Below are 11,262 nucleotides of genomic sequence, written 5' to 3'. Positions count from 1 at the left end.
TTCTTCGAGTAAGGCATTTAGATCAGGTGAATATTGTTTAGTGCCTGCTAAGGTGCCAGTCTTTGCTTTATTATTCCAATTTGAAAGAGTTTGCATTGAAATGCCAAGTTGTCTGGCTGTTTCCGATACATTGCCTTGATTGGCTTCAATCAATTTTATTGCTTCAACTTTAAATTCTGCGGTGTAAGTCTTCTGTTTCTTGCTCATGGTAAACTCCTGATGAGTGTCTATAGTTTACCAAGTTAAAACCTCCTGTTTTCTCAGCACACATCAAAACTCTTGAAGAGTTATTGCTTAATCATGGAGGAAAGGAGTTAAAGATAAATCCAAGTAAGGTTGAAAAAATAAAATTTACTTGTATTTCAGGTAAGCTGAAAGCCGTTGACATAGATACTAAAGTGGACAAGCCTCTACAATATCTTGGCTTTATATATAATGGTCAAGAAATTTTGATCAGATCATCTAGCCTATCAAATTATTATCGACGTTTAATTTCCAAAATTAGAGCATCGAAAAATAAGGCTCGAAAAAATAGATCAAAAACTTATCGTAGAAAAATCTATCGAATGTATAGCCATTTAGCTCGTAAACAACGAAATTTTATAACTTACACATATAACCGATGCATTAAGAAAGGTGATCCTACAGCAAGCGGTGATTCATGCAGATGAAACACCCGTCACCATCATGCGGATGGATGATAAAGATAAAAAACCGAAGAAAGGTTATGTCTGGGCTTATGCAACAACCCAATATAATCCAGTTCAAGCCGTGATTTATGACTTTCAAGACAGTCGCTCTGGTGAACATGCCGAAGCCTTTCTAAAAGATTGGCAAGGTCATTTAGTCTGTGATGATTACAGTGGCTACAAAGCACGCTTTAGATCAGGTAAAGTCATTGAGGTGGGCTGCATGGCGCATGCCCGTCGTAAATTTCATGAACTGCATGTGACCAAAAAAAGTCAGGTCGCTGAACAGGCATTACTGATGATTCAGAGACTGTATGCCATAGAAGCAGAACTCAGGAAAAAGACGGATGGTACAGCGCAACACCGCCGCGAATACCGACAACAGCATAGTCAACCGGTGATGCAACAACTCTATGAATGGCTCAACCAACATTATCTGACGGTGCCGTCGAGTTCTCCAATTGCCAAGGCTATCAATTACACTCTGAAGCGTTGGCCAGCTTTAAGTCGCTATTTGGATGATGGCAATCTACCGATTTGCAATAATTGGGTCGAGGTGCGACACGAAGTCGCTTAATGAAGTTGTTCCCCCTGCGGGAACCACCCGTGTCACCGGGTGAATCTAGAAGGCTGAATAAAGAGCGCCTTCGACAATGTAACGAGGCACCGCAAGGTGCGGGGTATCAATCGTGAGAGGCGTACCCTTCTGGCAGCCATAGCCGGACAAGGGCTAGATAATCGGTATGGTGAACACATGTGAATCTGCGTAACGATCGTTAAGTTGAACGAGCGGAAATGGCTGATACGCTCGAACCAAAACGGTAATGGAGGTGGGAATTGCGTCTTTCGACTACGCATTCGTGACCCATACGCCTCCCGGTCGATAGCAGGCACCTAAGCCGATGTACTTCAGTAAGCGGAACGTGGAAATCCCGTATTACTCCCATTGGGAAAGCAGTTTGCAAAAACTGCCCATGGTGATGCGGGCGAAGGAACGAGGAAAAAGCGAATGCCAGTCTGTAATGGGTTGGATAGAGGTTGAAACATTACCCCACGCGAAAGCGGGCTGACGTCCTTATGGTCTCTCATCACAAGAGAGTGTGTAGAACCCTTTTAATGGAGGGAGAGCAAATGAATGCAGCAGTATCAGCGTGTGCACCTTCCAGCACATCGTGGGACAGCATCGATTGGATTGCTGTACAGCGTCATGTCAGAGGGCTGCAAGCGCGTATTGTGAAGGCGGTACAAGACGGCAGGCATAACAAGGCGAAAGCTTTGCAATGGCTGCTGACTCACTCGTTTAGTGGCAAAGCATTGGCCGTCAAACGAGTGTCTGAAAACAAAGGCAAAAACACGGCTGGGGTCGACAAGGTGACTTGGAATACACCCAAGGCCAAGACCGGTGCGATGATGTCGTTGAAGAGGCGAGGTTACACGCCCCTTCCGCTTCGGAGAGTCCTTATTCCGAAGAAAAATGGCAAGATGAGACCTCTCGGGATACCCACGATGAAATGCCGGGCCATGCAGGCGCTCCATCTGCTGGCTTTGGAACCCATCGCGGAGACCATCGCTGATCGGAACTCTTATGGGTTCAGACCGCAACGCTCAACCGCGGATGCTGCAGCACAGTGCTTTGGTGTGCTGTCAAGAAAAGTAAGTGCGGAGTGGGTGCTAGAGGGTGACATTCAAGGCTGTTTCGACAATATCAGCCATGACTGGATGATCGCCAACCTCCCAATGGACAAGGTGATTCTACGGAAATGGCTCAAAGCCGGTTACGTCTACCAAAGCAAGCTGTTTCCCAGTCTTTCCGGAACACCGCAAGGAGGTATTATCTCCCCGGTGCTGGCCAACATGACCTTGGACGGACTGGAAACGATGCTGGCTAAGAGGTTCTCTAACGCCAAATGGACAGGCAAAAAGCTGCAACTGGTACGGTATGCGGATGATTTCATCATCACGGGGTATTCTAAAGAGTGGCTCGAAAATGAAGTTCGTCCTGCCGTGGTTGAATTTCTGGCGCAGCGCGGTCTCGTGCTCTCTCAGGAAAAGACCAAAATCACGCACATAGGGAACGGGTTCGATTTTCTTGGCTGGAACGTACGTAAGTACAACGGCAAGCTACTGATCAAGCCGTCAAAGGCAAACATCAGCGCTCATCTTGACAAGCTGCGAGCATTAATCAATGCAAACAAAGCGACACGACAGGCCACTTTGATCGGTTTGCTCAACCCGATTCTAAGGGGTTGGGCCAACTATCATAGTCATGTCGTTGCCAAGAAGGTTTTCAACCAGGTAGACAACGCAGTGTGGGAAATGCTCTGGCGATGGGCTGTACGTCGCCACCCTCGCAAGACACTCCGATGGGTCAAAGATCGGTATTTCAAAGTACAAGGAGCGCGTCGATGGGTGTTCTCATGTGATGAACAGTCCGCCGATGGTCGGAAGCGACAATACACATTAGTGTCTGCCTCGGACACGCCAATTGTGCGACATATCAAGATCAAGGCTGCTGCTAACCCTCATGACCCCGCATGGGATGAGTACTTCGAATCCCGATGGGGTAAAAGAATGCTGGTCTCCGCAAAGGGGCGAGCCAAGCTGTATCGGGTGTGGCTAAAACAAGGTGGTCGCTGCTGCGCCTGTCTTAAACCAGTCACCAAAGATACACCATGGCACAGCCGTCATATTGTGAAGCTAAGTCATGGTGGAACGGATGCAGTTGCTAATCTTGAGATTTACCATCTGTATTGTCCGAGGAGTGTTCAGTTTGCCAATGTCAACGATGTATAACCGGGTGCCGAATGGCGCCTTAGCAGAGGCTTGAGCCGTGTGCTGGGAAACTCGCATGCACGGTTCTTAGGGGGTTGGACGTAGGTAACTGCGTCTGACTACCCGACAATCAGATGCGTCCCTGGGCGTTGGGGCGCAAGAACTGGTTATTTGCAGGTTCGCTGCGTAGTGGTCAACGAGCGGCCAATATCATGACTTTAATCCAGTCAGCAAAGCTGAATGGGCTGGATCCGTATGCCTATTTAAGTGATGTGCTGAAAAGGTTGCCAACACATAAAGTGACCCAGATTGAAGAATTACTGCCACACCGCTGGAAACCCAACTCAAATTAAAAAATAGCTATGGGGTTCAGCGCACGCTTACCTTCAGGAACCATCATAGTCACATAAAAAATTCTATATATTTATAGTAGTTAACTCCTCAATTGACTTGTGTACTTGTGCTAATTTTTCTCTCATTTCATATGGAAGTAGGTCAAAATCACGTAAAAGAATCCCTTCCTTATAGAAGGAAAATTGAAATTCATTTTGTTGATACTGAATAATGATTTGTATATTTTCATCATCTTGGATGTGAATAGCAGGCATATTTACAGATGAATTTTGGGGCTCTGTCCAATAGATCATCTCTAATTTTTTAAAGTCACATAAATGCATTTTTTTTTCTTTTAGATCAATTAGTAAAGCATATAAATGTAATGGCCATGCCACACTTCGATAATCATATCCTTTAAGTACATAGTAATCCTCAGTTTCTTTACGAATTTGCTTAAACTTAGAAAAATCTAAAATTTTTGGAATATTAATAAATAATTTACGCCAATCATGAATCGAATCTAGGTTTCTTTTTATGACATTTTCCATCTCCTGAATAATTTGCTGTGTTTGCTCTTCCAAGCTAGTTTTTTCATTAATATCAGATAAATCTTTATCTATTAGATGCTGTAAAATCACTAGTTTTGAAGGATCTTTGAAGACTCTACGCCAGTTTTCATTACGATCACGAGCATTGGAGTGTTTTGATTGGCAAAAACTTAAATTATGACCATCTTTTATTAAATAAGGAGCATATTGCGAATAACTTAATAATGTTCTACTCAGAATATGTGTAGAATCTTGCAAAATTTTATCGCTAAATAATATGGATGCTTTTAAACCGTTTTTCTTAAATTTTACTTGATCATCACCAGAAATATCCAATAAGAATTCGATCTGTCCATAAAAATATGAATGTTTTTCAACAAATCTTATTAAATCTTTCCATGTAGGATCTACTTGAATTTTTTGTGCTTTTATAATTTCGTGTTGTATGGTTTCTACCGAAAAAGCTTGTAATAAAGGTTGATGTTTTGGATTTTTAGAGTCTAAATTAAATTTCACAATGGACGTACTATATGCAAATCTTACCCATTGCTCTATTCCTTTAATAACGTAAATATATTCTTTTTCATTATTGAAATAGCCCTTTGCATTATTAACCAATATCAGACTACTAGAGAATATACCTTCCATAAGTTCACCATCAATTATTGGCTCATCATGATAAAGCCGAGCTAGTGCACATAAGATGGCAAAACGACTGAGTTTTAAATATGATAGTCCCTTGTCTGACTCTTTGATTGAAAAACTGCCCCATAAATCAGTCAAAATTGGCTGAAAATTTTCCCATAACGTTGAATATTCCCTCTGAGTTCTAATTAAAAATTCAAATAATTTATCTAAATCAGAGTAACCTTGCTGTAGGGAATTTAATTGCTCAGGATCAACAATGTATTTTCCATAAGAAGAAATTGGTAAGTAATCATTGTTGCTTAAGCGTGAAATCAAATTGGCTGATGTATCTTGATCTGGAGACAATGCATTATCTGACAAAATATAGCGAGATAAAGCTATACATTTGATAACTGTCATGAATAAATGATCAATACTTATTGTATTTTTAGGTCGCAATTTCCAAAGAAAATCTGTGTAGGAAATATCTACATTTAATAAGAAATTTCTAACCTTGTCTGTATGAACATTTGGGACTTTTGATAATTCTTGTTGAAACCAAGCTTTAAAATTTTCAAATTCTGTTAACTGTACACCTCGTGCATTCATCTTGATATATAACTCATCAGTTAGTGAGAAATTTTCTAAATCAATGAAAGAAAATTGCAATGGTGTTTCATTGCTAATCAAATATTGCCACAATTGAATCAGTTGAGCACTTTCTACCTGTTTTCTCTCTAAAGCTTTCTGAATAGTATCCAACATAGTTAGCATAGATTGAATCGTTGGATCATTTAACCATATTGAAAAAAACCAAGTTTGATCTTTAATTAATACTGAAATTTTCTCGTCATTTAATTTTGTTTTTAATTTTGGTAAGTTTTCTATCAAGGCAATAATGAAATATTTTGAAGATAATCGAGTTTCATAACTGAGCTTTTTAAAATGATGTGCATTCGCATGAATTTGGTTTGCATGTAGTGCTAAGTACAGATGTAATAGAAATAATGTGGTTAGACGTTGTTGACCATCTAAAGGTTCTAATATGGTATTTTGAACTGTTCCATAAATGAAATCCAATTCACAACGATGTTTTTGAATTAGTGCATCTATTAGCGTATTAACAAACTGATCACGTAACGTATTAATTTTTTCATCTATACGTCCTTGAGCATAATCACGCTGAAGCAATGGAATTACAACATGAAATTGGTTTATAAGGCCCCAAAAGCTATATTTATTTTGCATCCTTAATCTTCCAAATCAATTCCATAACTTTTTAAACATTTCATGATTGCACTTGCATAGGCTTTACGATCATTCAATCCCCATCGAATCATATCATCGGTATCTTCACTAAAATATTTTGAGAACACATATTGAGAACCTAGCGGTATAAACCACTTTTTAGTTAGTTCAGTTCGTTGCTTATCCGTAAGATCATCTTGCTGCATTAAGCTAAGTTGCTTAGAGATAATTTTACTTCGCTTGAATGGAAACATATCATTTCCAATAGAGCGATTAATTTTTTGAGGAAGTAAACATAAGTTATCTAAGGTATTCACGTTAGTTTCACCAAATAAATGATTCACTAATTGGTGATAAGCAGTAAGTTTCTGCTTCTCTTGTTCAATATTATGTTTTGGATCAGAAAAACATTGATACCAATCTTCCAATAAAGTGTGTAAAGATAATCGATCTTCCTCACTTAAACTGCCTAAACAGAAACCAGATAAAAATTTTTTATGTTCATCATAAAATATTTTTTTTTCGTTTGGTGCCTCGGGACTTTGCTGTGCATGGATATGTTCTATATCCCAACTTACTTGGCGATATAAATGAAAGGGTAATAAAGTGTTTTGTTTTTCATGTAAATAGATATTAAATAAAAGTAGCACACTATTAATTTTTTTAAGTGTACTACTAGTATATTGTAGATGATTAAAACTCAGAACTTTTTCATCTTTAAAGTATTGCCCCAAAATTTTACTAATTTTTTTCACTAATTCAGCTTCAAATTCTCGGCGTGTATGATTTTGGCTTAAAACCCATATCTCTTGAATTTTCATCAAATTTTGAGTAATTAAAAATCCAGTCATATGATAAAGTCTAGGATTACGATACCACTCGACTAAACGGAAAAAACATTCCTGAACTTGTCGCCAAACATACTTAACACCATGATTTTCTATTAATTCTTGGCATTGAATAAAAAGATCATAGTCCTCACATTTTTTAGTATTTTTAGAAATCACCAATTCAAAAAGAACTTCTATACGTGTAAATGGTAAATTTTTCTGCTCTGGATATATAAAAGACCAAAATTCTTTATTCTGTAATTCCTGCTCCATACGATCCCATTGTGATGCAACCTCTTGTTGTGTTTTCTTTGCAGATAACTCCTCACATTCTGTTTTGGCAATTCTTTGCAAGAGCAAAGCTTTGATCAATTCTGCTTGTGTGAGAGGAATTTTTCCCTGATTTAAACGCAAGAAAATTTGTATAGAATCTTGCTCTTCTTTAATAGCACTACTAGCTTTTAGTTGATCGGATACGTTGTACCAAATAATTTTTGTATGATGTAATAACTTGTGTCGCCATGCTTCAATGACTTCTGAGTGTTGATTATAACGATTGAACCAATTTACAACTGTTTGATAGGCCTGGAAAAAATAAAAATGATCAATATGATCAATAATTTTATGATATTTACGTTCTAAGTTTTTGACAAATTGATCATAGCTGTCTGTAGCAGTTACTTCAGTTAAATAGGAATTTAAAAAGTTTTGGCTATCTGCCCTTGTTGCATATTCAAGATGAAAAAAATCGTTTGATTTTTGTTGTAAATACTTCAATATTATAAATATTGTTGTAATTCTCTGTTGGCCGTCAATTAACTCCCAAACAATCCCTTCATTAGATGGACTTCTTTTCTCTTTTACAACCACTGGTTGTAAACAGTAAAACTCACCATTTTTTCCCAATTCAAATTCATGAATATCATCTAAAAGTTGCTCAACCTGCTTTACTGACCATTTATAACTTCGTTGATAACTTGCTACGTAAAATTTTTCATCTTGCAACTCTTGTATTGTTTTTAATAACAATGGTTCAAATCTTTGTTTTTCTTTAAGTTTATTTAATATTTGCTGTAAATTTGACTCTATATCTTGTTCCCAATTATGATTTTTATCGATTATTTTTTGAATAGTATTCAAGGTACTCATAAGGAAAGTTATAACCACGTGGAATTCTGCGAAGATTAACATATAACTATATGAAATTTCTATTTATTTAATCTATTACCTTCATTATGAGATGCAATTAACCTGTTCGAGGTTGATAAAAGTACACATTCACATGAATAAAAAAGCCTTTTAGTTACTTAAAAAAGTTCTTAACGATAATTTTTATTCAAGCGATTCAAAATTATTTGAAAAATATTGCCTTTGAGAATCTTATAAAAATAATGTTTTTAACACAAAATTATTCAGAATTATGGAAAGCAGATTTGGGATAAGGTAACCCCTCATACCTGAACTGCTTGAGTCTAAAGAAGAACCTGATGAAAATCGTTGAAGAATCTATGTCTGCATAAATATAGCGGACGGTTTGCTGTTCGTGTTACATCAATGGTTCATCAAAAACTAGCGTTGGAAGCAGCAGAACGTGGTGTAAGTATGAATCGTTTGGTATCAGCAAAATTGGCTATGTGATTTTTTCTCATGGTCTATTCGAAACAGGAATGACTGGTAGACCACTAACAAGAATGAGTGGCTGACTTATCCAATAATTTGCAATCATTTAATGAATATAGATAATTTATATTAAGAAGGTTTTAAGTATATAGGCATATTTTATTATGCCTATTTTTTAAATCTCTTTTAACTAACAGAATTAATAAAACTGAATGCACAATAGTTAGATTTGAAATAATTAATATAAATAATTGAAAATATTCAATAAAAAAGTGACAACTTATGTGTCGTAAATAAATGGCACTCCATGTCGTTTAAAGTTATAAGTCATTGATTTTATTTGTACCAAAATGTCAACTTATCTGTCGCGTGAGGTTCTCCAAAGTAAAAATGTCCGCTTTTAGAATATGCACTTTTGCGATTATCGAAGCGGACGGTTTGATATGTTGGTGTCTATGTCGGATAAAGAACTTAAACGATTGTCGGTCTTGCAGGAAATCTGCGATCAACGCATAACTCAATCCCAGGCTGCTCAGCTACTTCATATTTCAGAACGTCAGATCAGACGCTTACTGCAGAAATACAAAGCTCAAGGCCCAGCTGCATTAGCCCATGCTGGTCGTGGCCAAACCAGCAACTGCAAACTTCCTGAAGAACTCAGACTCAAGTGCCTCAATATTGTTTCGGATCAACTCCATGGTTTCGGACCCACTTTAGCGCATGAAAAGCTCACCACCATGCATGGATTCGATCTTTCAGTAGAAACCCTGCGTTGCTGGATGATTGCAGCCGATTTGTGGATTCCTCGATCCAAACGCATGAAACGTCCATATCAGCCACGCTATAACCGGGACTGTTATGGTGAACTGATCCAGATTGATGGCTCACACCATGACTGGTTCGAAGGACGCGCTGCTAAATGCTGTCTGCTGGTGTTTATTGATGATGCCACAGGCAAATTGCAGCATTTACGCTTCTGTGAATCAGAATCAGCCTTTGACTATATGATTTCGACACGCTTGTATGTTGAACAGCATGGTAAGCCTTTAGCGTTTTACAGCGACAAACATTCAGTCTTTAGGGTGAATCAAAGCAGCAAGAAAGCCACCAAGATTACCCAGTTTGGACGCGTACTCTGTACCCTCAATATCGATATCATCTTCGCTAACTCCCCTCAGGCCAAAGGACGTGTGGAACGGGCCAACAGGACACTTCAGGATCGTCTGATTAAGGAGATGCGTCTGGAAGGTATCAGTTCGATTGCAGATGCGAATAAGTGGTTGCCCTGCTTTATTGAGCAGTTCAATCTCAAGTTTGCAAAGATGGCCTTTAATCCTAAGAACTTACACCGCTCTGTCACTGAAACAGCCGAGCAATTAGATGATATTTTTACCTGGCGTGAACCCCGCAGAGTCACCAATAGCTTGACCATTACTTATGATAAATGTGTATACCTCCTGGAGAATACAGAAGAAAATCAGAGGCTAATCGGTAAATATCTTGAGTTTCTAGAATACCCGGATGGTACTGTGGCCATCATGTATGAAGGACGGAAGATCAATTACAGCATCTTCGATAAATTAAGTCAGCTCAACCAGCGAGAGATTGTTGAGAATAAACGTTTAAGTTCTGTATTGCTGCATATTCAACAACAGCATGAAGAACTGGAACAACAAAACAAACGCAATCGTTCTCAAAAGATGCCACGTAGACGTGCACAGAAAACAGCAATTCAACAACGAAATCTGAATCCTGTGCTTGACTTGGAAATGTCGGTATAGGACATTTCTATTTGGTTATTAGGTAGGACATTTCTACTTGGGAATAACAACAACATTTGTATATTAAATTAAATATCAAATACTTAAGATTTTTAATCTGAGCAAAAAAAATGCAAAAAGCCGGTTTGGAAACAAGTTGGCTTTTTTGTGAGCGGCTTTGATATGTTTTGCCAATCAAAAAAGGTCATTTTTATTAAAAGTTAAGTTGACCAAAGTTTGGATAATATCCCCCTCCAACTCATCCCACTCCTCAAATTCGGGTTCTACCAACAACGTCTGCAACACAAAGCCATAGCAGACCCGTTGCACATTTAAACTCATCCGCTTGAGCTGTTCAGTATCTTCAAAAAAAGGTGCAAGTATGTTTTGCCACATTTGCACCATCATTTCGTAACTCTTGCGATAACTCTCAATATTGGAAATCTGCCTTTCCAGTAAAAATATCTGCGCCCATAAAAACTGCTGTGCCTGAATCTGCTCGAGTTGATAATGAATCACCTGCTTTAAATAATCATGTATAGCCATATCTGTGGATAACTTGAACAGACTTTGTACATAAGTTTTTAAGTTCTCGGCATTGTTTTTTACGTGTCTGTAAATGGTCAACGCAATCAAATCTTCCTTTTTGGAAAAATATTCATAGAAGGTGCCCAAGCCGACACCGGCCAAATCAGTAATTTCCCGAATGGTAATGTCATGTGCAGCGCGCTCATGCAAAAGCCGAACAAAACTGTCCTGCAAGGCTTCCTGAGTCAGCTTGGCTCGTGACTGGCGTGGCTTACGCCGTACTTGAATCTGTGGATTTTTCATA

The 11,262-nt window shown here is 38.4% G+C and carries 6 protein-coding genes and 4 pseudogenes; 6 read left to right on the top strand and 4 right to left on the bottom strand.

What is annotated here, in order from left to right; all coding sequences use genetic code 11:
• On the bottom strand, positions 1 to 207 hold a 207-nt coding region (locus tag E0409_RS03410), incomplete at its 3' end, for a transposase (protein WP_165541293.1).
• Positions 208 to 272: 65 nt separating this feature from the next.
• Here E0409_RS03410 and E0409_RS16945 point away from each other — a divergent pair.
• From E0409_RS16945 to E0409_RS03390, 4 genes and pseudogenes are all read left to right on the top strand, one after another.
• A pseudogene (locus E0409_RS16945) lies at positions 273 to 617 on the top strand (antiviral reverse transcriptase Drt2); the annotation flags it as partial.
• 7 nt (positions 618 to 624) lie between these two features.
• Positions 625 to 1,245: pseudogene (tnpC, locus tag E0409_RS03400) on the top strand (IS66 family transposase); the annotation flags it as partial.
• 575 nt (positions 1,246 to 1,820) lie between these two features.
• Positions 1,821 to 3,482: a group II intron reverse transcriptase/maturase gene (gene ltrA / locus E0409_RS03395; protein WP_005167203.1), complete on the top strand. Its 1,662-nt coding sequence runs from the start codon at positions 1,821 to 1,823 to the stop codon at positions 3,480 to 3,482.
• A gap of 104 nt (positions 3,483 to 3,586) precedes the next feature.
• Positions 3,587 to 3,814 (top strand): annotated as a pseudogene (locus E0409_RS03390) (transposase domain-containing protein); the annotation flags it as partial.
• A 63-nt stretch (positions 3,815 to 3,877) separates the two neighbouring features.
• Here the strand turns inward: E0409_RS03390 and E0409_RS03385 are convergent.
• Both E0409_RS03385 and E0409_RS03380 read right to left on the bottom strand, forming a co-directional pair.
• Positions 3,878 to 6,220 carry a GmrSD restriction endonuclease domain-containing protein gene (locus E0409_RS03385; RefSeq protein WP_131287599.1) on the bottom strand — a complete coding sequence of 781 codons (2,343 nt, stop codon included), beginning with the start codon at positions 6,218 to 6,220 and terminating at the stop codon, positions 3,878 to 3,880.
• 2 nt (positions 6,221 to 6,222) lie between these two features.
• Entirely contained in the window at positions 6,223 to 8,190 is a 1,968-nt protein-coding gene (locus E0409_RS03380; RefSeq protein ID WP_165541292.1) for a DUF262 domain-containing protein, read from the bottom strand.
• A gap of 378 nt (positions 8,191 to 8,568) precedes the next feature.
• Here E0409_RS03380 and E0409_RS16895 point away from each other — a divergent pair.
• Both E0409_RS16895 and E0409_RS03370 read left to right on the top strand, forming a co-directional pair.
• A pseudogene (locus tag E0409_RS16895) lies at positions 8,569 to 8,688 on the top strand (toxin-antitoxin system HicB family antitoxin); the annotation flags it as partial.
• 437 nt (positions 8,689 to 9,125) lie between these two features.
• The gene (locus E0409_RS03370) at positions 9,126 to 10,451 is read left to right on the top strand and encodes an ISNCY family transposase (protein WP_131287593.1); all 1,326 of its coding nucleotides are present in this window, start codon (positions 9,126 to 9,128) and stop codon (positions 10,449 to 10,451) included.
• Positions 10,452 to 10,625: 174 nt separating this feature from the next.
• Here E0409_RS03370 and E0409_RS03360 read toward each other — a convergent pair whose 3' ends face one another.
• Positions 10,626 to 11,261 (bottom strand): TetR/AcrR family transcriptional regulator, encoded by a 636-nt coding sequence (locus tag E0409_RS03360; protein WP_131287590.1) that lies wholly within the window; start codon positions 11,259 to 11,261, stop codon positions 10,626 to 10,628.
• Position 11,262: the final 1 nt, after the last annotated feature.

It is taken from the genome of Acinetobacter sp. ANC 4862 (assembly GCF_004336635.1).
Lineage (GTDB): Bacteria > Pseudomonadota > Gammaproteobacteria > Pseudomonadales > Moraxellaceae > Acinetobacter.
Note: the sequence above shows the minus strand (reverse complement) of the source record. Positions and strands in the feature narration are given on the sequence as shown.